Origin of the sequence: Pseudomonas fluorescens (assembly GCF_030344995.1) — a bacterium.
Taxonomy (GTDB): Bacteria; Pseudomonadota; Gammaproteobacteria; order Pseudomonadales; family Pseudomonadaceae; genus Aquipseudomonas; species Aquipseudomonas fluorescens_BF.
Genome location: NZ_CP128260.1, coordinates 2065782 through 2088759 on the forward strand (window position 1 = coordinate 2065782; position 22978 = coordinate 2088759).

General features: G+C 59.9%; 23 protein-coding genes. 8 read left to right on the plus strand and 15 right to left on the minus strand.

What is annotated here, in order from left to right:
* The first annotated feature begins 1 nt into the window (after position 1).
* Positions 2–409, plus strand: coding sequence for a hypothetical protein (locus QR290_RS09405; protein ID WP_115077021.1), 408 nt, complete (start codon positions 2–4; stop codon positions 407–409).
* 52 nt (positions 410–461) lie between these two features.
* Here QR290_RS09405 and QR290_RS09410 read toward each other — a convergent pair whose 3' ends face one another.
* The 3 genes from QR290_RS09410 to QR290_RS09420 all read right to left on the minus strand — a co-directional run bounded on the left by QR290_RS09410 (position 462) and on the right by QR290_RS09420 (position 2485).
* Positions 462–965 (minus strand): PIN domain-containing protein, encoded by a 504-nt coding sequence (locus QR290_RS09410; protein WP_205350854.1) that lies wholly within the window; start codon positions 963–965, stop codon positions 462–464.
* An 81-nt stretch (positions 966–1046) separates the two neighbouring features.
* On the minus strand, positions 1047–1514 hold the full coding sequence (locus QR290_RS09415; RefSeq protein WP_007959254.1) for a helix-turn-helix domain-containing protein: 468 nt from the start codon (positions 1512–1514) through the stop codon (positions 1047–1049).
* An 83-nt stretch (positions 1515–1597) separates the two neighbouring features.
* Complete coding sequence (locus QR290_RS09420) at positions 1598–2485, minus strand: LysR family transcriptional regulator (protein ID WP_289204773.1); 888 nt, start codon at positions 2483–2485, stop codon at positions 1598–1600.
* 170 nt (positions 2486–2655) lie between these two features.
* Between QR290_RS09420 and QR290_RS09425 the strand changes: the two genes are divergently transcribed.
* Complete coding sequence (locus tag QR290_RS09425; protein WP_085611511.1) at positions 2656–2868, plus strand: type II toxin-antitoxin system HicA family toxin; 213 nt, start codon at positions 2656–2658, stop codon at positions 2866–2868.
* On the plus strand, positions 2868–3272 hold the full coding sequence (locus QR290_RS09430; RefSeq protein ID WP_085699412.1) for a type II toxin-antitoxin system HicB family antitoxin: 405 nt from the start codon (positions 2868–2870) through the stop codon (positions 3270–3272). The genes QR290_RS09425 and QR290_RS09430 overlap by 1 nt, the downstream gene beginning before the upstream one ends.
* Positions 3273–3318: 46 nt before the next feature.
* Here QR290_RS09430 and QR290_RS09435 read toward each other — a convergent pair whose 3' ends face one another.
* Positions 3319–4506, minus strand: coding sequence for an MFS transporter (locus QR290_RS09435; RefSeq protein WP_289204774.1), 1188 nt, complete (start codon positions 4504–4506; stop codon positions 3319–3321).
* Positions 4507–4747: 241 nt separating this feature from the next.
* Here QR290_RS09435 and QR290_RS09440 point away from each other — a divergent pair, with 241 nt between their 5' ends.
* Entirely contained in the window at positions 4748–5368 is a 621-nt protein-coding gene (locus tag QR290_RS09440; protein WP_115077026.1) for a DUF5666 domain-containing protein, read from the plus strand.
* A gap of 55 nt (positions 5369–5423) precedes the next feature.
* On the opposite strand, the gene QR290_RS09445 is transcribed toward QR290_RS09440, so the two are convergent.
* From QR290_RS09445 to gcl, 8 genes are all read right to left on the minus strand, one after another.
* Positions 5424–6422, minus strand: a complete 999-nt coding sequence (locus tag QR290_RS09445) for a sulfate ABC transporter substrate-binding protein (protein ID WP_115077027.1) — start codon at positions 6420–6422, stop codon at positions 5424–5426.
* A 107-nt stretch (positions 6423–6529) separates the two neighbouring features.
* A complete protein-coding gene (locus QR290_RS09450) occupies positions 6530–7354 on the minus strand; it encodes an ion transporter (RefSeq protein ID WP_115077028.1) in 825 nt (274 codons plus the stop codon).
* Between the two features lie 21 nt (positions 7355–7375).
* Complete coding sequence (locus QR290_RS09455) at positions 7376–8290, minus strand: urea transporter (protein WP_115077029.1); 915 nt, start codon at positions 8288–8290, stop codon at positions 7376–7378.
* A gap of 145 nt (positions 8291–8435) precedes the next feature.
* On the minus strand, positions 8436–9851 hold the full coding sequence (pyk, locus tag QR290_RS09460) for a pyruvate kinase (RefSeq protein WP_085682960.1): 1416 nt from the start codon (positions 9849–9851) through the stop codon (positions 8436–8438).
* On the minus strand, positions 9848–11122 hold the full coding sequence (locus QR290_RS09465) for a glycerate kinase type-2 family protein (protein ID WP_289204775.1): 1275 nt from the start codon (positions 11120–11122) through the stop codon (positions 9848–9850). The genes pyk and QR290_RS09465 overlap by 4 nt, the downstream gene beginning before the upstream one ends.
* 156 nt (positions 11123–11278) lie before the next feature.
* Positions 11279–12172: a 2-hydroxy-3-oxopropionate reductase gene (locus QR290_RS09470; protein WP_289204776.1), complete on the minus strand. Its 894-nt coding sequence runs from the start codon at positions 12170–12172 to the stop codon at positions 11279–11281.
* A 43-nt stretch (positions 12173–12215) separates the two neighbouring features.
* On the minus strand, positions 12216–12998 hold the full coding sequence (gene hyi / locus QR290_RS09475; RefSeq protein WP_085733713.1) for a hydroxypyruvate isomerase: 783 nt from the start codon (positions 12996–12998) through the stop codon (positions 12216–12218).
* A 177-nt stretch (positions 12999–13175) separates the two neighbouring features.
* Positions 13176–14951: a glyoxylate carboligase gene (gene gcl, locus QR290_RS09480; protein ID WP_115077032.1), complete on the minus strand. Its 1776-nt coding sequence runs from the start codon at positions 14949–14951 to the stop codon at positions 13176–13178.
* 268 nt (positions 14952–15219) lie between these two features.
* Here gcl and QR290_RS09485 point away from each other — a divergent pair, with 268 nt between their 5' ends.
* Positions 15220–15660 carry a GlcG/HbpS family heme-binding protein gene (locus tag QR290_RS09485; RefSeq protein ID WP_011333104.1) on the plus strand — a complete coding sequence of 147 codons (441 nt, stop codon included), beginning with the start codon at positions 15220–15222 and terminating at the stop codon, positions 15658–15660.
* A 91-nt stretch (positions 15661–15751) separates the two neighbouring features.
* Here the strand turns inward: QR290_RS09485 and QR290_RS09490 are convergent, their stop codons facing one another.
* Positions 15752–16357, minus strand: coding sequence for a TetR/AcrR family transcriptional regulator (locus QR290_RS09490; protein WP_007959290.1), 606 nt, complete (start codon positions 16355–16357; stop codon positions 15752–15754).
* 134 nt (positions 16358–16491) lie between these two features.
* Here QR290_RS09490 and QR290_RS09495 point away from each other — a divergent pair, with 134 nt between their 5' ends.
* Positions 16492–17406 (plus strand): DUF808 domain-containing protein, encoded by a 915-nt coding sequence (locus QR290_RS09495; RefSeq protein WP_289204777.1) that lies wholly within the window; start codon positions 16492–16494, stop codon positions 17404–17406.
* A 64-nt stretch (positions 17407–17470) separates the two neighbouring features.
* On the opposite strand, the gene QR290_RS09500 is transcribed toward QR290_RS09495, so the two are convergent.
* Positions 17471–18259: an MlaA family lipoprotein gene (locus tag QR290_RS09500; RefSeq protein ID WP_115077034.1), complete on the minus strand. Its 789-nt coding sequence runs from the start codon at positions 18257–18259 to the stop codon at positions 17471–17473.
* Positions 18252–19550: a serine/threonine protein kinase gene (locus QR290_RS09505; RefSeq protein WP_115077035.1), complete on the minus strand. Its 1299-nt coding sequence runs from the start codon at positions 19548–19550 to the stop codon at positions 18252–18254. Before QR290_RS09505 ends, QR290_RS09500 begins: the two co-directional genes overlap by 8 nt.
* A 223-nt stretch (positions 19551–19773) precedes the next feature.
* On the opposite strand from QR290_RS09505, the gene QR290_RS09510 reads away from it, so the two are divergent.
* Together QR290_RS09510 and QR290_RS09515 are read left to right on the plus strand one after the other, a co-directional pair.
* Positions 19774–20142, plus strand: coding sequence for a hypothetical protein (locus QR290_RS09510; protein WP_289204778.1), 369 nt, complete (start codon positions 19774–19776; stop codon positions 20140–20142).
* Between the two features lie 100 nt (positions 20143–20242).
* Complete coding sequence (locus QR290_RS09515; protein WP_289204779.1) at positions 20243–22954, plus strand: RHS repeat-associated core domain-containing protein; 2712 nt, start codon at positions 20243–20245, stop codon at positions 22952–22954.
* Positions 22955–22978 lie beyond the last annotated feature (24 nt).

Here is a 22978-nt window from a genome sequence, read left to right on the forward strand (position 1 = left end):
CATGAACGCCATCGCCCGAATCACAGTCCTCACACTGGCCCTGGGCTTGAGCGCATGTGCGGTGCAACGACCGGAGCCCACCACACGGCTGCCGCCTATCCCGCCGTCACAGCCGAGCCCGACCCCGTCGACCACCCCGACGCCAAGCAAACCGGGGATCCCGGCCAAACCCGCCAAACCCGTCCCGCGCACCTCCGCCAGCTTCGCCCCGCCACCGGGCGGCAACAGTCACTGGGACCAGAAACTGGGCGTGTATGTGCTGGATGACCAGACCAACACCTTCTACCGCCAGCGCACCTACTACCGCTGGAACAACGGCTGGAGCCGCGCGATCAGCCCCAACGGCCCGTGGGAAGAAACCAACATCCACGGCGTACCGGCGGGACTGGGCAAGCAGTTCGGGCAGTAATGAAAAACGGCGATCTCTGGATCGCCGTTTTGCTGTCTGGGGTAATGAACTTTCAAAGGATCGCGTGATAGCCGCTGAGTGCCTGGACCGACTTAACCAGGCCTTGTCGTTGCAGTAGATCAAGAAAAGGTTCGACGTCCATGGCAGGCATTTTCAGCTGCCGACGCTGTTTTTGGGCCGCTGCAACCACTGCTGCCGGATCAAGCCCCAAGAGGTTGTCGACGAACTCGTCCGGATGCTGCGCTTCGATGCCGAAAGGCTCCAGCGCTTTGCAGGGAAAGTCTTTCTGGTTGAACGTCACTATCACGCTTGCGCCGCAACGGATGGCCGCTGCCAGAACATGACGATCATCGCAGTCGGGCAAGCTGAGTCCGGCAATCAGGTCTTCATAGTCATGGAAACAGGCGTCGGGTATCGCTTGATCCATCAGGGCGGACGTACGATCCAGCTGTTCCATCGTCAGGTCAGGGCGGTTCTTCAGCAGATTGCGTTTCCATTCGCAGTGAATCTCCTGGGTCCATCGCGCCCGAAATCGCCCCGAGAGGGCAAGCCACATGAGGAAGTCTCTCAAGGGGGCGGGGTACAAGACGCATGCATCAGCTTTTCATTGGCGAGGCAGCGGTGAAAGAGGAATGCCTCACTCGTATCCTGTCCTTAACGCCTGAGCTTGCTCTGCGAGAAGCGCCATTGCCTGCTCGCTGGCGGTGGTGCGCCGGGTCTTATAGTCCATCAGATCGGCAAAACGTACACGTCGGTGCTTGCCTGTTTTGTGGTAGGACAACTCGCCGCTTTCCAGCAGTTTTATGAGGTGTGGACGTGAGACGTTGAGCAGGTCGGCGGCTTCCTGGGTCGTCAATTCGGCATGCACCGGTACGACCTGAACCGCGTTGCCAGCTGCCAGCTCAGCCAGAATGTCGATCAGCAAGCGCAGGGCCGAGGTGGGCAGTTCGACGCGATGAGCTTCATTCTGCTCGTCGAAAATCTGGATGTGCTGAGTCTCGAAATGGGTCGCGAGGTAAGCCGCCAGGGCACGCTGCCCTTCAATGGCGGCTTTTACTTCGCGTTCTACGGGGAGGCTGATGGAGGGATGAATAACGGTCGACATGGCGAGTCCGGCTTTGGAAATGAGGAATGCCGGAACGTTATTCGAAATAAGCGAAAATCGCAATAAACGAAACGAGTAGGGTTTTATGGTTCTTTCGCCAACAACCCCTGCACATATTCAACAAAAGCCCGCGCCTTGACGCTGGCCATCCGTCCCGTCGGAAACACCGCCCACAATTCCTGCTTCGGCAAGATCCAGTCGTTCACGACGGTCTTGACCGCACCGCTGGCCAGTTCCGGTGCGAACATCCATTCCGAGCCAAGCGCCAGGCCCTGATGGGCCAGCACCGCCTCACGCAAACCTTCGGCAGCGCTGACGCGCAGGCGGCCGTTGACGGTCACTGACTGTTCTTCATCAGCCCTTGTGAAATGCCAGATGGCGCCTCCGCCACGGTTGTAGATGACGGCGCGGTGTTGAGCGAGTCCGGCAGGGCAGGCGGGTTCACCGTGATTGGCGAAGTAGGCCGGAGTGCCCAGCACGACGCGCCGGCATTCGGCGATCTTGCGGACCGTCAGGCCGGAGTCGCTGAGCGGGCCCAGGCGCAGGGCGATGTCTATGCCTTCCTCCACCAGATTGATGTTCTGATCGTCGAGCAACAGATCGACATTGAGTTGCGGGTGCTGATCGAGGAACGGCCCCAGGTGCGGCACAACGTGCATCCTTCCAAAGGTCACGGCAGTACTGATCCGCAGATTGCCGCTCAGTCCGCCGGCCACGCCACGGGCAGCGTTGTCGGCCTCGTCGGCTTCTTCAAGCGCACGCTTGGCCCGCTCGAAAAATGCCAGCCCGGCTTCGGTCGGCGTCAGGCCTCGGGTCGAGCGCAACAGCAGGCGCACAGCGAGGCGGGTTTCGAGCTGGGCAATGGTTTTCGACACGGCGGGCTGACCGACATTCAACCGCCGGGCTGCGGCAGAAAACGAGCCGGTTTCCACGACGTAGACGAAGGTTTCCATGGCAGCGAGGCGGTCCATCGGTGGTCCTTGAGAATAGAGAGATGCGTGGCAGCTGAGTTTAATCGGACCCGAGGACAGTGCATCAATCACATGCTGCAAAACAACCGAACGTCGTGCTGCGAATTTCTGTGCTTGAGTAAAGATAACTCTAGGGTTACTTTTGTTAAACCGAAGCAAGGAGGCGGTTGGTGCAGAGCAGGCTATTGATCAAGGAGCTGGAGGAAGCAGGCTGGACGCTGGACCGGATAACCGGCAGCCACCACATCTTCACGCACCGTTACAACCCATACACGATTCCCGTCCCTCATCCGAAAAAGGATTTGCCGGTCGGGACGGTCAAGAGCATCAGGAGGCGTGCCGGGTTGTACAACCCGCCAGCCAGTTACAGAGGAGATCCGTAATGCAATACCCAATCTGCATCGAGTGGGGAGACGAGAACACCGCTATCGGGATTCAGATCCCCGATATTCCCGGCGCGGTAACGGCCGGGGATACGTTTGAGGATGCTTACAACGCGGCCGTCGAGATTGCCCACATCATGCTGCAGGAGATCGCGGCGGATGGTGATTCGATTCCGATGCCGACTTCTGCGGCTGCACATCGCAACAACCCGGAGTTCGCGGACATGGGTTGGGGCATGCTCGAGCTGGACATCTCGCCGTACATGGGCAAGACCGAAAAGGTCAATGTGACGTTGCCCGGCTATGTCATCCAGCGGATCGACCGCTACGTGCGTGAGCACAACGTCAAAAGCCGCTCCTCTTTCCTGGCGGATGCCGCCATGGAAAAACTGGTTCGGCATTGACCATCAAGCACTGTCGGATCAGCGATCCGGCAGTGCTTTTCAGATTCTAGGCCGTTGCCAGAACAGGCTTCTGCGAAGCACTCAAAAACCGCACCAGCGCCAGCAGCGGGAACGCGCTGCCAACGATCACGATCCACAACCAGCCGCCATGTTCGTACACCGCACTGGCTACCGACGAGCCGAAGGCGCCGCCGACGAAGATGCTGGTCATGTACAGCGCATTGAGGCGGCCGCGGCTTTTGGCGTCGAGGGAGTAGACCGCGCGCTGGCCGAGCACCATGTTCATCTGTACACAGAAGTCGAGTACCACGCCGGTCACCGCCAGGCCGATCACGCTGTAGGCCGGGTGGATGAAGGCGGGCAGGAAGCTCAGGCTGGCGAACAGCATGGCCAGCAGCGAGGCGACGCGGGTGTGGCCGGCGTCGGCCAGGCGTCCGCTGATCGGGGCGGCGATGGCACCGATGGCGCCGACCAGGGCGAAGATCGCGATTTCACTCTGGGACAGGCCATGGTTGCGCGCCAGTTCCAGCGGCACGGCGGTCCAGAACAGGCTGAACGTGGCGAACATGCAGGCCTGGTAAAACGCGCGCTGACGCAGCACCGGTTGTTTGCGCAGCAGCGTCCACAACGAACCCAGCAACTGGCTGTAAGAGGCACTGTGATCCGGCTGACGCTTGGGCACGGTCAACGCCAGCACCACGCTGATCGCTGCCATCAAGGCTGCGGCGATCATGAACATCGCCCGCCAGCCGAGATGGTCGGCGACCACGCTCGACACCGGACGCGCCAGCAGAATCCCCAGCAGCAGACCGCCCATGATCCCGCCGACCACCCGGCCACGGGATTCCTCCGGTGCCAGATGCGCCGCCAATGGAATCAGCACCTGAACCGACACCGAGCTGAACCCAACCAGCAACGAAATCAGCAGGAACACATTCGGTTGATCGGTGAACGCCGCGCCGAGCAGGCTGGCAATCGCCACCACGGTGGTGATGATCATCAACCGGCGGTTTTCCAGCAGGTCCGCCAGCGGCACCAGGAAGAACAGGCCCAGCGCATAACCGATCTGGGTCAGCGACACGATGAAGCTGGCCATGGTGTCGGTCAGGCCGATGTCCGGCGCGATCAGGCCGATGATCGGCTGGGCGTAGTAAATGTTGGCAACGATGGCGCCGCAGCAGAAAGCGAACAGCAGCACCATGCCTCGGGTCATTGCGTGAGTTGTGGCGGTCATAGGGTTTCTCGATCCAGCGATAAGGAATGCGGTGAGGCTAAGGGACGGGCCGAGCCGGCAGTAGAGGCTTCTGATCGATATCAGTTATTCCGTTGCGGAATAGGTGGCGCCGAACAATCCATTGTTCATCGGCGAACCTTGCGTCCGACCGTTGAGCGTCGATGATACATTCACTTACATCTTGTTCGATAGCGTGCTTATGTTGTGACCGGGTTTCAGCGTTCATCAACGGAGGATTGCGATGTTTCGTCAGTTGCTTCGCCACACCACAACGATTGCCCTGATCAGTCTGCTCGGCGCCACGGCTGTGCAGGCCGCCGAACCGCCCGGCATGCGCATGGGCGTGCGCGGCGAGATCACCGGGGTCAGCCCCGACTCGCTCAAGGTTCACGTCAACACGGGTGAAAACGTGGTGGTCCAGTTGACCCCGGACACCAAGGTTCGCGCGGTCACCCTGGCCAACATCGAAGACATCAAGCCCGGCAGCTACATCGGCTCGGCCGCCATTCCCCAAGAGGATGGCACGCTCAAGGCGCTGGAGGTTCACGTGTTTCCGCCGGAGCTGGCCGGCAGCGGCGATGGCCATCGGCCGTTCGACCTGGCCAAGGGCAGCAGCATGACCAATGGCAGCGTCGGCGATCTGGTGGTGAGCAACGGCCGTGTGCTGACCGTCAACTACAAGGGCGGCCAGCAGAAAATCCTGGTGCCGGAGGACGTGCCGATCGTCAACCTGACGCCGGGCGATCGCAGCCTGCTCAAGGTCGGGGTGAAGATCGTCACGTTCGTGACCCAGAGCGCAGACGGCACGTTGACCGCGCAATCGATCTCGGCGGGCAAGGATGGCGTCAAGCCGCCCATGTAGCCGCGCACAAAAAAGGCGACCTCTTCAGGTCGCCTTTTTCATGTCAGCTCAAGCCTTACTGGCCCGAATAGATCTGGTCGAAGATCCCGCCATCGTTGAAGTGGGTCTTCTGCACGGTGCGCCAGTCGCCGAAGGTCTTCTCGACCGACAGGAAGTCGACTTTCGGGAAACGGTCGGTGTACTTGGCCAGTACCGCCGGGTCACGGGGACGCAGGTAGTTGGCGGCGGCGATTTCCTGACCTTCCGGCGACCACAGGAACTTCAGGTATTCCTCGGCAGCGGCGCGGGAGCCTTTCTTCTCGACCACTTTGTCGACCACCGACACCGGCGGCTCTGCTTCGGCGGAGACGCTTGGGTAGATGACTTCGAACTGATCGCGGCCGAACTCGCGGGCGATCATTTCGGCTTCGTTTTCGAAGGTCACCAGCACGTCGCCGATCTGGTTTGTCATGAACGTGGTAGTCGCCGCGCGGCCACCCGTATCCAGTACCGGCGCCTGCTTGAACAGCTTGCCGACGAAGTCTTTCGCCTTGTTCTCGTCACCGCCGTTTTTCAGCACGTAACCCCATGCCGACAGGTAGGTGTAGCGGCCGTTGCCCGAGGTTTTCGGGTTCGGCACGATCACCTGAACGCCGTCCTTGAGCAGGTCCGGCCAGTCTTTCAGGGCTTTCGGGTTGCCCTTGCGCACGATAAACACAGTGGCCGAGGTGAACGGCGCGCTGTTGTTCGGCAGACGGGTGACCCAGTCCTTCGGCACCAGTTGGCCGTTATCCGCCAGGGCGTTGATGTCGGTGGCCATGTTCATGGTAATGACATCAGCCGGCAGGCCGTCGATCACCGAGCGGGCTTGCTTGCTCGAACCGCCGAAAGACATCTGCACGGTGATGTCTTCCTTGTGTTCGGCCTGCCAGTGTTTCTGGAACGCAGTGTTGTAGTCCTTGTAGAAATCGCGCATCACGTCGTAGGAAACGTTAAGCAGGGTCGGTGCGGCCTGAGCCACGCTGCCGAAGGCAAGACCTGCGGCGAGAAGTGAGGCGCCAAAGAGTTTTTTCACTGCGCATTCCTTGTTCTGTAGGGGTGTTTTTTTTACAAAGATGAGGCCATTTGCCAGCGACTATAGCGGGGCGTGCATAGTCGTTTAAAGATTAAAAGGAACTTTGCTTATTCCATTTTCTTGAACAGCGCATTGCCGCAACGAGAGCAGAAAGACGCCTCGTGTTCATGGCTGCTTTTCTTGCACACAGGGCAGTCATGCTGCAGTTGCCCGCCGCGCATGGCGGTGGCCAGTTCAGCGGTGAAAATCCCGGTCGGCACGGCGATGATCGAATAGCCGGTGACCATCACCAGCGACGAGATCACCTGCCCCAGCACGGTCCTGGGCACGATGTCGCCATAACCCACGGTGGTCAGGGTCACGATAGCCCAATAGATGCCTTTGGGAATGCTGGTGAAGCCATGTTCCGGGCCTTCGACCACGTACATCAAGGTGCCGAACACGGTGACCAGGGTGCAGACGCTGAGCAGGAACACGAGGATTTTCTGCTTGCTGCCGCGCAGGGCATCGAGCAGGTAATGCGCCTGCTTCAGATAAGGACCGAGTTTGAGTACACGGAAGATCCGCAGCATCCGGATCACCCGGATGATCAGCAGGTACTGGGCATCGCTGTAATACAGCGCGAGGATCCCGGGCACGATCGCCAGCAGGTCCACCAGTCCGTAGAAACTGAAGGCGTAGCGCAACGGTTTGGGCGAGCAGTACAGGCGCAGCAGATACTCGCCGAGGAAGATGATCGTGAAGCCCCATTCGATGTACGCCAGCACATTGGCGTAGTTCTGGTGGACTTCATCGATGCTGTCGAGGATCACGGTCACCAGACTGGCGAAGATGATCAGCAGTAGAGTCTTGTCGAAACGGCGGCCGGCCACCGTATCGGTCTGGAAAATGATCACGTACAGGCGATCACGCCACGTGTTGTTGCCGTTCATGCACATCGCCTTGGCCATCAATCAGCGCAGCCTAGGTTGATTCTCCCCGTTAGCGCAAGGCGCGACGTTGATCTCCGGTTGGCGCATCAGGCGAATGCCGGTGCGCAGCAGCCAGCAGGCAAGAATGAACGGTGCCGTGAGAGTCGCCAGACCCAGGGCACTGAACAGCGGTGTCAGCAGCAGCGCCAGGCCAATGCCAAACAGCGGCAACCACGGTTGCTGGCGCTGGGCACTGAACGCGAGGGCCGCGAGCACCGCGTTGTAGCCGCCCAGACCCAGCAGCGCGACCTGGCTGTCGTGGTGCAACAGGCTGGAACCCAGACCGATTACCGAAGCCAGCAGCGCCCAGGCAAAGGCCCGGCGATCGGCGATCAGCAAACCGGCGGCGATCAATCCACCGGCCAACGGATGGTCGAGGAACATCACCTGACCGAAGCCTTTCAGGGCGGCACTGAGCAGGTTCAAGGTGTTCAGTTCAAGCGCCGGTGCCGGCGTCGAAGGCTCGGCGAAACACAGGAACACCCAGCTCAGCAACACGAACGGCGCGGTGTAGGCGGGCAGGTGCTCGGTGAGACGTGCACGTTTGAGCCATTGCTGTGTGATCATCGCGCTCAGACCGCCGGCCGCCAGGATCAGCGGCGGCAGCATCGGCGACCAAGGGAAATACAGGCTCAACAACAGGCCGACCAGCACGCCGTTGTAGCTGAACAGTCCGGCCTGGCGATCCGCCTTGGCGTAGTTGCGCCGTTGCGCGGTGAGCAACCCGGCGACCGCGCCCAGCAGCGCGCCGGCGAACAGCACCGGTGCGGTGAATAAAATGGCCAGAAGGCACAGGAGTCCACACAGCGGATGACGCTGGAGGAAGATTTGACTGAAGCCGTTGAGCAAAGCCTCGGCCCAGTCAGGGCAGTGGGTGTTGAAATGATTGGCAGGCATGTCTGGAGAATCTGGGCAGTAGGAAAATCAAAAGGTCTTGCTTGAAGCTGTGGCGAGGGAGCTCGTGCCCGGTGAATGCGGTGTCTCTTTTGGAAACCGTCATGCCGGGCGACGGGAGCACGCTCCCTCGCCACACAGGTGTTGCTTAAATCAATGTTTCGATCCGCAGCGAATTAGTCGATCCCGGCTGGCCAAACGGCACACCCGCGGTGATCAGCAACGTATCGCCACGCTCGGCCATTCCTTGAGCCTGAGCGATTTCCAGCGCGGTCGAGCACACCTCATCCACCTGACGCAGGCGATCATTGACCACCGAGTGAATGCCCCACGCCACACTCAAGCGGCGAGCGGTCTGCAGGTTCGGCGTCAGGTTGAGGATCGGCGCCTTCGGCCGCTCCCGCGCCGCACGCAGACTCGATGCACCGGACTCGCTGTAGTTGACCAGCACCGCCACCGGCAGCACGTTGCTGATCCGGCGGATCGCGCAGCTGATTGCATCGGACACGGTCGCTTCGGCTTTCGGCCGGCTGACGTCGAGCTGGGTCTGATAGTCCGGACCGTTCTCAACCTGGCGAATGATCTTGCTCATCATCTGCACGGCTTCCAGCGGGTATTCGCCGGACGCGGTTTCTGCCGACAGCATCACCGCATCGGCACCTTCGGCCACAGCGTTGGCCACGTCGGTGACTTCGGCGCGGGTCGGGGCCGGGGAGAAGCGCATCGACTCGAGCATCTGCGTCGCCACTACCACTGGTTTGCCGAGCTGGCGGCAGGTGGTGATGATGTTTTTCTGGATCTGCGGCACGCTTTCGGCCGGCACTTCCACACCCAGGTCACCGCGAGCCACCATGATCGCGTCACTCAGTTCAGCGATTTCGCGTAGTTGCTCGACGGCCGACGGCTTCTCGATTTTCGCCATCAGGAACGCCTTGTCGCCGATCAGCGCGCGGGCTTCGATGATGTCTTGCGGACGCTGCACGAACGACAGCGCGACCCAGTCCACACCCAACTCCAGACCGAAGCTCAGGTCGCGACGATCCTTGGTGGTCAGCGGGCTCAGGTCGAGCACCGCTTGCGGCACGTTCACGCCTTTGCGGTCCGACAGTTCGCCGCCATTGAGCACGGTGGTGTCGATCGCGTCGGAGTATTTGGTTACGACGCGCAGACGCAGTTTGCCGTCATCGAGCAGCAGGTCCATCCCGGCTTCCAGCGCCGCGATGATCTCCGGATGCGGCAGGTTCACCCGGCGTTCGTCGCCCGGTGTCGCGTCCAGATCGAGGCGGAAGGCCTGACCGCGATGCAACTGAACCTTGCCGTCAGCGAACTTGCCGACCCGCAGTTTCGGCCCTTGCAGATCCATCAGGATCCCGAGCGGGTAGTTGAGCTGGCGCTCGACTTCGCGGATCCACTGATAGCGCTTGGCGTGGTCGGCATGGTCGCCGTGGCTGAAGTTGAGGCGGAAGATGTTGACCCCGGCCTCGACCAGCTCGCGGATGTCTTCGATGCCGTCGACGGCAGGCCCGAGGGTGGCGAGGATTTTGACCTTTTTATCAGGCGTCATGATTTAGAGCTCTCGAGGATCAGGATGGCGCGGAAGTCGTTGACGTTGGTGCGGGTCGGCTCGGTGACGATCAGCGCATCGAGCGCCGCGAAGTAGCCGTAGCCGTTGTTGTTATCCAGCTCGTCGCTGGCGCTCAGGCCCAGGGCGGCGGCGCGGGTGTAGCTGTCCGGGGTCATGATCGCGCCGGCGTTGTCTTCCGAGCCGTCGATGCCGTCGGTGTCACCGGCCAGCGCGTAGACGCCGGCCTGGCCCTTGAGGCTGTCGGTGAGGCTGAGGAGAAATTCGGCGTTGCGTCCGCCACGGCCATTGCCGCGTACGGTCACCGTGGTTTCGCCGCCGGAGAGAATCACGCACGGCGCCGCCAGCGGCTGGCCGTGATGAATGATCTGGCGCGCGATACCGGCGTGGACTTTCGCCACTTCGCGGGATTCGCCTTCCAGGTCACCGAGGATCAGCGTGCTGAAACCGGCCTGACGGCATTTCACTGCCGCCGCATCCAGCGATTGCTGAGGGCGGGCGATCAGCTGGAAGTGACTGCGGGCCAGGCTCGGATCATCGGGTTTGACGGTTTCCGATTCCGGGCTTTGCAGCCAGGTGCGCACGGAGGCCGGAATCTCGATGCCGTAGCGCTTGATGATGGCCAGCGCTTCGGCGCTGGTGCTCGGGTCGGCCACGGTCGGGCCGGAAGCGATGACCGTGGCGAGGTCGCCCGGCACATCGGAAATCGCGTAGGTATAAACAGTCGCTGGCCAGCAGGCCTTGCCCAGGCGTCCGCCCTTGATCGCCGAGAGGTGCTTGCGCACGCAGTTCATCTCGCCGATGGTCGCGCCGGATTTGAGCAGGGCTTTGTTGATCGACTGTTTGTCGGCCAGGGTGATGCCTTCGGCCGGCAGCGCCAGCAGGGCAGAACCGCCGCCGGACAGCAGGAAGATCACGCGGTCGTCTTCGGTCAGGTTGCTGACCAGTTCCAGCACGCGTTTGGCCACGGCCAGACCGGCAGCGTCCGGTACCGGATGCGCGGCTTCGACCACTTCGATTTTTTCGCACGGGGCGCCGTGACCGTAACGGGTCACCACAAGGCCCGAGACTTCACCTTCCCAGCAGCGCTCGACCACTTGCGCCATGGCAGCGGCCGCCTTGCCGGCGCCGATGACGATCACGCGACCTGTGCGATCGGCTGGCAGATGAGCTTCGAGGACCTGGTTCGGATGGGCCGCGTCGATGGCTGTGGCAAACAGCTCGCGCAGCAGTTGTTGCGGATCGACCGACATGGCGGGCTCCCGGAATTCTTGTTATTCGAAAGGGCAACTCAGATCCATTGTGGGAGCGGGCTTGCTCGCGAATGCGGTGGGTCAGTCAATCTCCATGTCGACTGACACGCCCTCTTCGCGAGCAAGCCCGCTCCCACATGGAAAACGGGGCAGGGCTTACTTCTTGTCGCGAATCGAGAAGTTGGCCATGTGTTCCAGGCCCTTGATCAGCGCCGAGTGGTCCCAGTTGCTGCCACCGATGGCCGCGCAGGTGCTGAACACTTGCTGGGCGTTGGCGGTGTTCGGCAGGTTGATGCTCAGCTCCTTGGCGCCTTGCAGGGCCAGGTTCAGGTCCTTCTGGTGCAGGCTGATGCGGAAGCCCGGATCGAAGGTGCCCTTGATCATGCGTTCGCCGTGCACTTCGAGGATCTTCGAGGAGGCGAAACCACCCATCAGCGCTTCACGCACCTTGGCTGGATCGGCACCGTTTTTCGAAGCGAACAGCAGGGCTTCGGCCACGGCCTGAATGTTCAGGGCAACGATGATCTGGTTCGCCACCTTGGCGGTTTGACCGTCGCCATTGCCACCGACCAGGGTGATGTTCTTGCCCATGGCCTGAAACAGCGGCAGTGCGCGTTCGAAGGCATCGGCGTCGCCACCGACCATGATGCTCAGAGTCGCAGCCTTTGCACCGACTTCACCACCGGACACCGGGGCGTCGAGGTATTGCGCGCCTTTCTCGTTGATCTTCGCAGCGAAAGCCTTGGTGGCGGTCGGCGAGATCGAGCTCATGTCGATCACGACTTTGCCTTTGCCGATGCCGGCAGCGACGCCGTCGGCGCGGAACAGCACGTCATCGACCTGCGGGGTATCCGGCACCATGACGATGATGAATTCAGCTTCCTGAGCCACTTCTTTCGGGTTGGCCAGGGCGACGGCGCCAGCGGCGACCAGATCGGCAGGGGCGGCGTCGTGGTGCGCCGACAGGAACAGGCTGTGACCGGCTTTCTGCAGGTTCGCCGCCATTGGGTGGCCCATGATGCCGGTGCCGATGAATCCGATTTTAACCATGAGAAATTCCTCTTGTTTTTGTCTTGCTCAAGCAAATAGGTGGTCAGATCGCGTTGTGGGTCTTCAGCCAGCCGAGGCCCGCTTCAGTGGTGGTCAGCGGTTTGTATTCGCAGCCGACCCAGCCCTGATAACCGATGCGATCGAGGTGTTCGAACAGGAAGCGGTAGTTGATCTCGCCAGTGCCCGGCTCGTTGCGGCCCGGGTTGTCGGCCAGTTGCACATGGTTGATCTCGCCCAGGTGCGATTGCAGGGTGCGGGCCAGATCGCCTTCCATGATTTGCATGTGATAGATGTCGTATTGCAGGAACAGATTGGCGCTGCCGACCTGCTCGCGAATCGACAGGGCCTGCGCCGTGTTGTTCAGGTAGAAGCCCGGGATGTCGCGGGTGTTGATCGCTTCCATCACCAGTTTGATGCCGACGGCTTGCAGCTTGTCGGCGGCGTACTTGAGGTTGGCGACAAAGGTCTTTTCAACGGTGGCATCGTCCACGCCCTGCGGACGGATACCGGCCAGGCAGTTGACCTGGGTGTTGCCCAGAACCTGTGCGTAAGCGATGGCCAGATCGACCCCGGCACGGAACTCTTCGACCCGGTCCGGCAGGCACGCGATACCGCGCTCGCCCTTGGCCCAGTCACCGGCCGGCAGGTTGAACAGCACTTGGGTCAGACCGTTGGCGTCGAGTTTGGCCTTGATTTCGGCAGAGCTGAAATCGTACGGGAACAGGTACTCGACACCGCTGAAGCCAGCCTTGGCGGCGGCGTCGAAACGGGCAAGGAAATCCTGTTCGGTGAACAGCATGGACAGGTTGGCTGCGAAACGCGGCATGGTGGTCTCCTAAAACAGTTTTGACACGGTTGGTCAGACTGAACGCGATCAGTCCCCTCTCCTGGGGGAGTGGGTTAGGGTGAGGGGGTAATCAGGGTTGGCCCCCAATTTCCCGAACAACACAAAGTCGCTCCCTCACCCCAGCCCTCTCCCAGAGGGAGAGGGAGTAGGTTACGTTCAGTCGAGCAGCGAAATCGCCGTAGGCGCATCGTTGCCGACCAGCGCCAGGTCTTCGAATTCGTTGACGGCGTTGATCTCGGTCCCCATGGAGATGTTGGTCACACGCTCCAGAATGATCTCGACGATCACCGGCACCTTGAACTCTTCGATCAGCTCTTCGGCCTTGCGCAGGGCAGGGGCGATGTCAGCCGGTTCGAACACACGTAGCGCTTTACAGCCTAGGCCTTCGGCAACTGCGACGTGGTCGACACCATAACCGTTGAGTTCCGGCGCGTTCAGGTTATCGAAGGACAGTTGCACGCAGTAGTCCATATCGAACCCGCGCTGGGCCTGACGGATCAGCCCCAGGTACGAGTTGTTCACCACGACGTGGATGTACGGCAGTTTGAACTGAGCGCCGACCGCCAGTTCTTCGATCATGAACTGGAAGTCATAGTCCCCCGACAGGGCCACGACTTTACGGTTCGGATCGGCCTTCACCACGCCCAGCGCTGCCGGGATGGTCCAGCCCAGCGGGCCGGCCTGGCCACAGTTGATCCAGTGACGCGGCTTGTAGACGTGCAGGAACTGCGCGCCGGCAATCTGCGACAGACCAATGGTGCTGACGTAGCAGGTGTCCTTGCCGAACACCTGGTTCATTTCTTCGTAAACGCGCTGCGGCTTGACCGGCACGTTGTCGAAGTGGGTCTTGCGTTGCAGGCTGGACTTGCGCTGCTGGCAGTCCTGCAGCCACGCACTGCGGTTTTTCAGTTTGCCGGCGGCTTGCCATTCACGGGCGACTTCGATGAACACGGTCAGCGCGGCGGCAGCGTCGGAAACGATGCCCAGGTCCGGGGTGAACACGCGGCCGATCTGGGTCGGTTCGATGTCGACGTGAATGAACTTGCGGCCTTCGGTGTAGACGTCGACCGAGCCGGTGTGACGGTTGGCCCAGCGGTTGCCGACGCCCAGTACCACGTCGGATTTGAGCAGGGTGGCGTTGCCGTAACGGTGCGAAGTCTGCAGACCGACCATGCCGACCATCAGCGGGTGATCGTCCGGGATGGTGCCCCAGCCCATCAGGGTCGGGATCACTGGAATGCCGGTCAGCTCGGCGAACTCGACCAGCAGCTCGCTGGCGTCGGCGTTGATGATGCCACCGCCGGCCACCAGCAATGGACGCTCGGCCTGGTCGAGCATCGCCAGGGCTTTTTCGACCTGGACGCGGGTGGCGCTCGGCTTGGCTAGCGGCAGTGGCTGGTAAGCGTCGATGTCGAATTCGATTTCAGCCATCTGCACGTCGAACGGCAGGTCGATCAGCACCGGGCCCGGGCGGCCGGAGCGCATTTCGTAGAAGGCTTTCTGGAACGCATAAGGCACCTGGCCCGGCTCCAGAACCGTGGTCGCCCACTTGGTGACTGGCTTGACGATGCTGGTGATGTCGACGGCCTGGAAGTCTTCCTTGTGCATACGGGCGCGGGGTGCTTGCCCGGTGATGCAGAGGATCGGGATCGAGTCCGCGGAGGCGCTGTACAGACCGGTGACCATGTCGGTACCGGCCGGGCCGGAAGTACCGATGCACACGCCGATGTTGCCGGCCTTGGTGCGGGTGTAGCCCTCGGCCATGTGCGAGGCGCCTTCAACGTGGCGAGCGAGGACGTGATCGATGCCACCGACTTTCTGCAGGGCGGAGTACAGCGGGTTGATTGCAGCGCCCGGAATGCCAAAAGCGGTATCAACCCCTTCACGGCGCATCACCAGAACGGCGGCTTCGATTGCTCTCATTTTGCTCATGGTTTTGTGCCTCTTTACGTTTTGTAATTGTATACAAGTGGCTTTGCGCAGAGTGTATTCACGGCGGACGGCGCAGGTCAATCCATTTTCTCAAGCGCCTGTTTCATTCGTCGGAAGCCTGTTCTGCTGTGGCTTTTCGTCGCATGAGGCGCTTTTCGAGAATTATTGTATACAAAAAAATAATTCATTGTGTTCTATTTGTTGCATCGGGCTGCGGCACAAACGCGCAGCCCAACGACTTTCCCAATAACAAAATGAGGACGGCACCATGAGCGCTTTAACCTTGAAAGTCGCAGTCAAGCTGGTCAACGAAGCCATCAATGCAGGGCGGGCCATCTCCGCTGCACCGCTGACCATCGCGGTACTGGATACCGGCGGCCATCTGGTCACCTTGCAACGCGAAGACGGCGCCAGCCTGCTGCGCCCGAACATCGCCATCGGCAAAGCCTGGGGCGCCATCGCCCTGGGCAAGGGCTCACGCCTGCTGGCGCTGGACGCGCAACAACGCCCGGCGTTCATCGCCGCGCTCAACAGCATGGGGCAGGGCAGCGTCGTGCCGGCACCGGGTGGTGTGCTGATTCGTGATCAGGCGGGCAACGTGCTGGGTGCGATCGGCATCAGCGGCGATCTGTCGGACATCGATGAGCAGGTGGCAATCAAGGCCGTAGAGGCCCTGGACCTGCGGGCGGATGCGGGGGTGGCTGCCTGAGTGGATAAAACCGGATAGTCGCTGAAACGCACAAGCCCGCCCTCACAGGATGATGTGAGGGCGGGCTTGTTTGTGTCTGGAGGTGCGGACTTCAGTCCGGCTCGCAGCCCTTGAGCACCAACCGGATGATGGTTTGCGCTGCCGCTTCATAATCGGCTTCGTCGAGCTTGTCCTTGCCGGTGACGGCGGAGATCTGCCAGTCGAAGTCGGCGTAGGTCTGGGTCGCGGCCCAGATGCTGAACATCAGGTGGTTGGGGTCGATCGGGGCGATCTGGCCGCGGTCGATCCAGGTCTGGATGCAGTCGATGTTGTGCTTGGCCTGACCGTTGAGCTGCTCGACCAGGTCGGCGCTCAGGTGCGGGGCGCCGTGCATGATCTCGCTGGCGAACACCTTGGAGGCGAAGGGCAGGTCGCGGGAGATGCGGATCTTCGAGCGGATGTAGCCGCTCAGCACTTCGCTCGGTACGCCGTCCGGGTTGAACGGGGTCGAGGCCTGCAGGATCGGCACGATGATACTTTCCAGCACCTCGCGGTAGAGGTTTTCCTTGGACTTGAAGTAGTAATAGACGTTGGGCTTGGGCAGTCCTGCCTTGGCGGCGATGTCGCTGGTTTTGGTGGCAGCGAAGCCCTTGTCGGCAAACTCTTCACTGGCTGCACGCAGGATCAGTTCTTTGTTGCGCTCGCGGATTGTGCTCATAAACCCGGTGGTTCCTTGCCTGTTCTGGCGGTTGCGCATGGTAGCACCGGCCTCGCGCAGCGCTCAACAATGCCCCGTGTGGCCTGCAGTCGCGGTATGCTGCGCGGCATTATTCACATAAGGAAACAAGATTCATGGCAGGAAGCAGTTTGCTGGTGCTGATCGACGACATCGCTACCGTTCTGGACGACGTTGCGTTGATGACCAAAATGGCTGCCAAGAAGACCGCCGGCGTGCTCGGCGACGACTTGGCGCTCAATGCCCAGCAGGTCTCCGGCGTACGCGCGGAGCGGGAAATTCCCGTCGTTTGGGCAGTAGCCAAGGGTTCTTTCGTCAACAAACTGATCCTGGTGCCGTCGGCACTGGCGATCAGTGCGTTCGTGCCTTGGTTGGTGACGCCGCTGTTGATGGTCGGTGGCGCCTACCTGTGTTTCGAAGGTTTCGAAAAACTCGCGCACAAGTTCCTGCACAGCAAGGCCGAAGATGAAGCCGAGCATGCGCAGTTGGTGGAGGCCGTGGCTGATCCGGCAACCGATCTGGTGGCGTACGAGAAAGACAAGATCAAAGGTGCGATCCGCACCGACTTCATCCTATCTGCGGAAATCATCGCCATCACCCTCGGCACCGTGGCCGATGCATCGCTGACCCAACAAGTGATCGTGATGTCGGGCATCGCCATCGTCATGACCGTGGGTGTTTACGGTCTGGTGGCCGGTATCGTAAAACTCGATGACCTCGGTCTGTGGCTGACCCAGAAGCCTGGGCCGATGGCCAAAAGTATCGGCAACAGCATCCTGCGTGCGGCGCCGTACATGATGAAAGGCCTGTCGGTGATCGGCACCGCTGCGATGTTCCTGGTCGGCGGCGGCATCCTGACCCACGGCGTACCGGTGGTGCATCAGTGGATCGAAAGCGTCGGCGCAGCGGCCGGTGGCGCCGGGTTTGTGGTGCCGATGCTGTTGAACGGCGTGGCGGGGATCATCGCGGGTGCGGTGGTGCTGGCCGGTGTGTCCGTGATTGGCAAAGTCTGGAAAGCGCTGAAGGGCTAAATCCCGACTTAAACAAAAAGGCCATTCGACTCGCATCGAATGGCCTTTTTTGTGGCCGGCGTTTTTACTCGGCGATCTGCAACTTGCGCGACTCGGTGTAGACGTAGCGCACCTTCTCGTACTCGAACGGTGAGTTCAGCTGACCGTAGCGGAAGCTGGTCTGGTAGCGCTTGTCGACGCCACGCAGTACCCAGACTTCAGGGTGGTTGGAGCTGACTTCCGAGACATTGAGGAAGTTGATCGCGGACTCGGCGGAGAAGTCCACCGCAAGGCCGGCGGTGTCGCGCAGGTTCGATGGGCCGAGAATCGGCAGCACGAAATAGGCGCCGCCCGGTACGCCGTAGAAGCCCAGGGTCTGGCCGAAGTCTTCGTTCTGGCGCGGCAGGCCCATGGCGGTGGCCGGATCCCAGAGCCCGGCGATGCCGATGGTGGTGTTGAGCAGCAGGCGCGCGGTGGTTTCCATCGAGCGTTTGCCCTTGAACTGCAACAGGCTGTTGAGCAGATTCGGCACGTCGCCAAGGTTGTTGAAGAAATTGCTCACACCGGTGCGCACGAAGCTTGGGGTGATGTAGCGATAGCCATCGACCACCGGCAGGAACACCCATTGGTCGAAGCGGTAGTTGAAGTGGTAGACGCGGCGGTTCCACTCTTCCAGCGGGTCATAGACGTTCAGCGCGCTGAGGGTCGAGCGCTCGAACTCACGCTGATCCAGCCCCGGGTTGAATTTGAGTTTGGACAGCGGCTCCTTGAAGCCGTCGCTGTCGATGACCACCGGTGCATTGGCCTTGCTGTTGTCGGCCTGGGCCATACCTGCACTGAGGAGCGCTGCAATCAGCAGGAGATATTTAGCCACGGAAGAACTCCAGCATGGCGTCGCTGTTGACGCGATAGTTAAGGTTGCCGCAATGGCCGCCCAGTGGATAAACGGTCAGGCGATCGCCGAAGGTCCGACGCAGGAAACCCAGGTCGCCCGGGCCGAGGATCACGTCGTCGGCGTTGTGCATGACGGCGATTTTCGGGCTGTCGTGCAGGTAATCCTTCAATGCGTACAGGCTGACCTGATCGATCAGTTGCAGCAGGCTGCCGCCGTCGGTGCGGGCGCGCCACATCGGGATCACCTGTTCGGTGAGATAGCAGTCGAAGTCGCATTGCAGTGCACGCTTGAGGAACGGCGTGAGGCTGGTGCCTTCGGTGATCGGGAATTTCGGCGGGGTGATCAGGCCGCGACGGTTGATCAGGTCCGAAGTGAACGCGATATCCGCTGCCGAGAAGCGGAACGAAGTGCCGATCAGCATCGCCATCTGCTCGTTGCTCAGGTGCTGCTTGGACTGCTGGAAGTCATAGAGCAACGCATCGTTGAGGTCGATGTAGCCTTTTTGCTGGAAGTAGCGGGTCAGTTTGTTCAGCACCAGCTCATAGAACGTGGTGCTGTTGTTGATGCCCTTGACCTCGGTCTGCACCAGCTTGTCGAGGTTGGTGATCGAGGTATAGAGGTTGACCGGTGGATTGAGCAGCAGGACTTTCTTGAAGTTGAAGCTGCGACGGGTTTCATCAAGATGCGCAACGAATGCCGCGTCCAATGCGCCGAGGCTGTAGCCGCTGAGGTAATAGTCGGTGACCGGCAGTTTCGGGTTCTGTGCGCGCACGGCCTGCATCACCCGGTACATGTCTTCGGCGTCTTCCTTGGTCACGCCGGGAGTGGCGAAACGCGAGGCGGCGCTCATGAAGTCGAAGCTGGTCGGCGACGATAGCTGCACGACGTGGTAGCCGGCCTTGTAATAAAGCTTCTTCAGGTATTCGTTGAGCGTGCTGTCATAGCGCGCGCCGGTGCCGGCGATCAGGAAGATCAGCGGCGCGGCCTTGTCCTGGGTGGCGATGCGGTAGGTGAGTTTTTTCACCGGCCAGAAATTGTCCGGCAGGATGAATTCGCGCTCGGGGCGCAGGGTGACGCTGCGATCGGTCTGATCGATGTCGTCGTCCAGTGGCAGTTCAGGGCGCAAGTCCGGCGGCGTGGTGGCGATGGTCGCCTCGAACGGATTGGTCAGGGGATAGCCATAGCTGGCGGCGTCGATATCCACCGCCAGCGCGGACGCACTCAGAATAAGGCCGCCAAACAGGGCGGCGAAGCGCAAGGAACGGAGCATGACTAGATCCCTTAGAGGAAGGTGCCGAATGAGGTTCGCAGGCTATGACCACCGGGTTTGCGCCAAAGTGCCATGCCACGGCACCAATCTGACGGAATTCGGAGTAATAGTAGCCGGACGATACACTTTGCGCGGAATGAATGACCAGTTAAGAGTTGTTAGTCCTTGCGTATGCGCGGCGGCAGATTAAGCTGGCCGCCGATTTCATCGATTGGAGTGTTCCATGTCCCGCCGCTTGCCTGTGATTCTGCTGCTCGTTCTGTTGCCGTTGTGGCTGGCCGCCAGTTATGGCGCACGTTATGGCTTCATGGAGGACGCGCAGTGGGTGGGCATCTGCGTGGATGAAGCGAGCCGCTGGGAATGCTCGGTGCGCTCGAACCTGGGCCTGATGATTCATTTCCAGATGCTGGGCTGGGCGGCGGTCGCGGCTGCGGTGATCGGTTTTGTCGTGCCGGGACGGGCAGGGTGGTGGCTGGCGGTGCTGGCGCTGGTGTTCGGATTGCCGGCGCTGGCGTTGTACAACACGACGCTGGCGGTGTTTGCGGTGGTGATTGCCGGGTTGCGATTGGTAAGAACGTCGATGATGCGCTAAGCCGGTATGCGGACCTGTTATTTCTGACAGTTGACGATGTCTACGGCGCCGAACATATTCAAGCCGTTGTAGAGGGTTGATCCTGTCGGGAGATTCCGCGATGCATTCACATACGCCTGTGATGACCGTGACGGATCCACGAGGTTTGGTGGTGCGTGATGTCGCCTATTACAGGGCTGCTGTCGGGAACCCCATTGAACGACGGGTCACCCATCAGGCCTACGATGCTTCCAGGCGTGCAACCAAGCGCTATGACCCTCGTCTGTTCCTGCTTCTAGATATGGAGCCCGATATCCCCGCAAGCCTGCGAACGGTATTCAACCTCGCGGGGGAAGAACTGCTGACCGATAACGTCGACATCGGCTGTCGCGTGCATTTGTCAGGGCCTGCTGGCCAGCCCGTCGACAGCTGGGACAGCAGGTCAACGCATTTTCATACGGCTTACGATGAGCTTATTCGTCCTGTAAAGGAAACCGTGCGTGTTCCCGGCCAGGCTGAACGGACCTGTACGTATTTTTCGTATGGTGGCAGCGGAGTGCCGTTTGCCGAGCGCAATCAATGCGGGCAACTCATCCGGCAAGATGATAATGCCGGAACAAAATTCCATCGCTCGTATTCACTCAAAGGTGAGTTACTCGAAAACACTCAACACTTTCTAGAGATCGTGGGACTACCGGATTGGCCTTCTTCAGAGGTTGATCGCGATTTACTCCATGAGTCAGGCACTGGAGCAACGAGCCGTTCTTGTTACAGCGCGACGTCTCAGCTGCTTAGCGAAATTGACGCCAAAAGCAATGCCCGGATCTTCAATTATCAAGTGGATGGGCAGGTTGCCGGAATAAAAGTGAAAGTAGGAAAGGACGGGGCGTTAACTGATGTCATCACCGAGATTCGGTACAACGCTCTCAATAAAGTCGAGCAGCAGACTCTGGCCAATGGGCTGGTCTGCTCCGCCTCTTATTCTCCGGTCGACGGAAGACTGTATGAGCTGAAATCACAGATCCCGGGCCATTCGCCTCTGCAGCATCTTGTATATCGATACGACCCGGTTGGCAACGTAGTCGCTGTCGAGAACCGCGTGTTGCGCGTTCGCTACTTCCGTAATCAGAAGATTGATCCTGTCAGGACGTTCCGGTACGACACGAGTTACCAACTCATCGGTGCTACTGGATGGCAGGTGATCGGAGGGAGCGCAGGCCCCAGCCTGCCTGAGTTTCAATCCCCGGCGGATTCGGGGCAGCTGGAAAATTACACCGAGTCGTTCGATTACGATTGCAGCGGAAATCTGATCAAGCAAGTTATCAGCGCAGCGATTGGAAGTCGCACTCAGCAGATGGTTGTCTCGAAATACAGTAATCGTGCACTGGTGCAAAAAGAAAATGGAGATTTACCAACGGAAGCTGAAATTGCACAGGGGCACGATCTGGCTGGCAACAAGCTTAGTCTGCTACCGGGGCAGAAACTGGAATGGGATGAGCGCAATCGATTGTGCAGAGTAGGGACGGTAGTGCGCCCTGATTTGCCAAACGATGATGAGGCATACGTTTACGATCATGGCGGGCAGAGACTGCGGAAAATTCGCACGACTTTGCGCGGTCGTTTGGCAAGTCCCCAGGAGGTTCGTTATCTGGGAGCGCTGGAAGTGCGAACCGGTAGTTCAAGCTCGCTGCAAGTCATCAACGTGCAGGCAGAACTGTGCGATGTCCGTGTGCTCAACCGAACAGATCCGCGGTCAGGTAAAGCCACTGTCACTATCCGATTTGCAGTGACTGATCAGATTGGCTCTTGCTGCCTGGAACTTGATGAGACCGGCGCGCTTATCAGTGAAGAGGCTTTTTCTGTATTTGGCCGAACAGTCTGGTGGGCGGGCAGCGACCGGATTAAAGCCAGTGACAAGACCCGGCGCTTTTCGGGCAAGGAGCGGGACTTGACCGGACTGTATTACTACGGAGTGAGATATTACGTGCCTTGGTGGCACCAGTGGCTCAGCCCGGATCCTGGCGGTGTGGTGGATGGTTTGAATTTGTACCGCATGGTTGGTAATAACCCGGTTACCTTTTTTGATGACGCAGGGTTTGCCGGTACTGATATCAATGTAAGTAGCCAGGGCAATTATGAGAGCCTGGTCGCCAGCTTTTCAGCGGGCGATATTCTGTTCGGGCTGCGAGAGCCTCGTGATGCTGCGCTGAAAGCCTTGGAAAAGGTCGGGTTCAAGGAGTTTTCAAGAGTGCCTTTGTGGAGAGGCGGGCTACCGAGGGTGCTCTGGGAGAAAAAACGCAATGTCCTGAAGCAGAATGACCTGACCGATGCTGCGTTTGGCCCGACGGTTACGGCGGGTATCTACAGAACTAACGAGCAGATCAAGTCCGAGCTGGTCGATGTGGATCGTGGTATTGGTTACAAAGAGTTTGCAATGACCAATCGGTATTTTCAAAGGGATGAAAAAGGCACTGGCAACTTCTTTGAAATAAACGTTCCGATGTGGCGTCGCTCAAGTAAAGCAGGTTTGGAGTACCAGATTTTCGGGCGAAATAAAAAAGTCCTCTTTGCGATCGATAACTTGATGGAGACGCTGGATGACATTGTTGCAAAAACGGCAGGAGCAGGAACCAGTGTGACGGCCTCTGAAATAAGATATGTGTATCGGCGAAAAGACACGCCTGAAGTCAAAAACAATGTGAAGTTTTTTGTGGCTGACAGGGAGGTGCCGCAGGCAGAGTTCTTTGCATTGCCGGCCTGGAAGAATTATCAACCCAGGAAAACGTTCAAAAGCGTTGCTGTACCGCGTCGAACAACGCAAAACATGCATTAGTCGCGGGCTTTCAGGTTAGCTGGA

Coding starts and splice junctions, on each gene's coding strand:
- QR290_RS09510 (WP_289204778.1), top strand. CDS start 19,774: ATGTCCCGCCGCTTGCCTGTGATTCTGCTGCTCGTTCTGTTGCCGTTG.
- QR290_RS09410 (WP_205350854.1), bottom strand. CDS start 965: ATGTGGCTTGCCCTCTCGGGGCGATTTCGGGCGCGATGGACCCAGGAG.
- QR290_RS09435 (WP_289204774.1), bottom strand. CDS start 4,506: ATGACCGCCACAACTCACGCAATGACCCGAGGCATGGTGCTGCTGTTC.
- QR290_RS09430 (WP_085699412.1), top strand. CDS start 2,868: ATGCAATACCCAATCTGCATCGAGTGGGGAGACGAGAACACCGCTATC.
- QR290_RS09465 (WP_289204775.1), bottom strand. CDS start 11,122: ATGTCGGTCGATCCGCAACAACTGCTGCGCGAGCTGTTTGCCACAGCC.
- QR290_RS09495 (WP_289204777.1), top strand. CDS start 16,492: ATGGCAGGAAGCAGTTTGCTGGTGCTGATCGACGACATCGCTACCGTT.
- QR290_RS09505 (WP_115077035.1), bottom strand. CDS start 19,550: ATGCTCCGTTCCTTGCGCTTCGCCGCCCTGTTTGGCGGCCTTATTCTG.
- QR290_RS09470 (WP_289204776.1), bottom strand. CDS start 12,172: ATGGTTAAAATCGGATTCATCGGCACCGGCATCATGGGCCACCCAATG.
- QR290_RS09455 (WP_115077029.1), bottom strand. CDS start 8,290: ATGCCTGCCAATCATTTCAACACCCACTGCCCTGACTGGGCCGAGGCT.
- QR290_RS09440 (WP_115077026.1), top strand. CDS start 4,748: ATGTTTCGTCAGTTGCTTCGCCACACCACAACGATTGCCCTGATCAGT.
- QR290_RS09420 (WP_289204773.1), bottom strand. CDS start 2,485: ATGGACCGCCTCGCTGCCATGGAAACCTTCGTCTACGTCGTGGAAACC.
- gcl (WP_115077032.1), bottom strand. CDS start 14,951: ATGAGCAAAATGAGAGCAATCGAAGCCGCCGTTCTGGTGATGCGCCGT.
- QR290_RS09490 (WP_007959290.1), bottom strand. CDS start 16,357: ATGAGCACAATCCGCGAGCGCAACAAAGAACTGATCCTGCGTGCAGCC.
- QR290_RS09450 (WP_115077028.1), bottom strand. CDS start 7,354: ATGAACGGCAACAACACGTGGCGTGATCGCCTGTACGTGATCATTTTC.
- QR290_RS09515 (WP_289204779.1), top strand. CDS start 20,243: ATGCATTCACATACGCCTGTGATGACCGTGACGGATCCACGAGGTTTG.
- QR290_RS09405 (WP_115077021.1), top strand. CDS start 2: ATGAACGCCATCGCCCGAATCACAGTCCTCACACTGGCCCTGGGCTTG.
- hyi (WP_085733713.1), bottom strand. CDS start 12,998: ATGCCGCGTTTCGCAGCCAACCTGTCCATGCTGTTCACCGAACAGGAT.
- pyk (WP_085682960.1), bottom strand. CDS start 9,851: ATGACGCCTGATAAAAAGGTCAAAATCCTCGCCACCCTCGGGCCTGCC.
- QR290_RS09415 (WP_007959254.1), bottom strand. CDS start 1,514: ATGTCGACCGTTATTCATCCCTCCATCAGCCTCCCCGTAGAACGCGAA.
- QR290_RS09485 (WP_011333104.1), top strand. CDS start 15,220: ATGAGCGCTTTAACCTTGAAAGTCGCAGTCAAGCTGGTCAACGAAGCC.